This is a genomic window from Fibrobacter sp. (assembly GCA_024398965.1).
Classification (GTDB): Bacteria; Fibrobacterota; Fibrobacteria; order Fibrobacterales; family Fibrobacteraceae; genus Fibrobacter.
Map to the genome: position 1 here is coordinate 1 of JAKSIF010000139.1, position 1,502 is coordinate 1,502.

The 1,502-nt window shown below is 50.3% G+C and carries 1 protein-coding gene; it reads right to left on the bottom strand.

Going from position 1 to position 1,502, the window contains the following annotated elements:
- Positions 1-1,502, bottom strand: a 1,502-nt coding sequence (locus MJZ26_15135) for a carbohydrate-binding protein (GenBank protein ID MCQ2107109.1), incomplete at both ends; no start/stop codon positions are given.

A 1,502-nucleotide genomic window follows, 5' to 3' on the forward strand; every position in this document is an offset into this window, starting at 1 on the left:
CGCCTAATTCCATCAGCGGATTGCAACAGGTAAACGCCCTTGTTATACCCTGCAGTCTTCAGGCTCGTTTCAAAAGCGGAGCCTTCTACGCGAACACTGCCAAGGACCTTGCCCATCAAATCAAAGACGCGGTAATTCCTGGGGGCGGCAGCATTCATTGCATAGCTACGAATAATTCCAACACTGGAATCGGGAGGAGTGATGGGGTCAATGGGGTCAATGAGGTCAACAGGTACGGTGAAAGTAATGTGATCGATATCCATCCAGCTTCCCGTTACAGTGAATCGCAAGACATGTTCACCTTCGGTGAGGTTCACGCCACTAGCCGCAGCAACATTGTTGAAATCATCGTAGTTGTCTTCGCCTTCATTCTTGGGGACCTCAATGGATTCCGTAATGTCCTTGCCGTCCATGGAAAGCTTGAAACTGGAAGTATTGTTGGCGGATGCTACGGAAGCAAATACGTCGTACTTGCCAGTTTCTGCAACCTTCACGGTGTATTCCAGCCATTCGCCTTCCTGGTTGTAACCCACTACAATTCGGTCGCCCTTCTTATAAAGGTCAACGCCGGTGTCCTTGCGGTAATCGCTATCGCCGTGATTTTCAGAATCGTTATCCTTGTAGGAATCGTTACCGGACCCTACGCCCGGAATGTCAAAATCTTCCGCCTGGATTCTCCCAGGAATCGTCGCGGCCACACCGTTAAACGGCTGCTGAGGAACAGGCTCAACAGGAGCTCGGTTCATATGTTCCAGCATCACCTTAGCGTAACGCTTGCCAAATTCAATGTAACCGGCGCGGTTAAAATGATAGCTATCGCCAGCGCTTCCAAGACCAGATGAAGAAACCGGCCAGGCGTTGTCCATCACCTTGGTGATACGCTGCACCTGGCTTGTGCTAAAGCCCCTGCAGCAGCCATCTTCACGCATTTCGCCAGCCAGCAGCGGCACCGTATCGGAACTGAGACCAAGATCGGTCAGCATGTCGTCGCGAATTTTCTTGAGGTCTTCGGCCCAATGGTTATTGTTCCAGTCCGATTCACCCTGGTGAACAATGATACCCTTGATGACACCATCCTTCTGGGCAATCTTTGCAAGGTCGATAATTCGCTTGTACAAATTGCTATCGTAAGCCTTGGCCCAGTTAATAATCCAGTTTTCCTTTTGACGATCAGGATCTTCGAGATAAGCTTGCCAGTTGTCCTTATCGAACAGCTTAAGCGCAGTGCCACCCACAGCAACCGAAATAATGCCAACGGTTACGTCGGGCAGGGAATCCACCAAAGTACGGCCAAAATAATCTGCAACAGAAATACTGGGAGGATTATCGCAGTTTGCCAACTGGGAAGTTGCATCGGTCCAGACACCCATGGTGCGTCCCTTTGCGGGGCAATCCATAGAAGGCAAAAGTTTAAACCGCGAATAAGGCTTTGTTTCTGGCTCTGCAGCCCCTGCAGCACCCGCCATATTGGACTGGCCAAAGGCAATGTAGATGTGGAAATT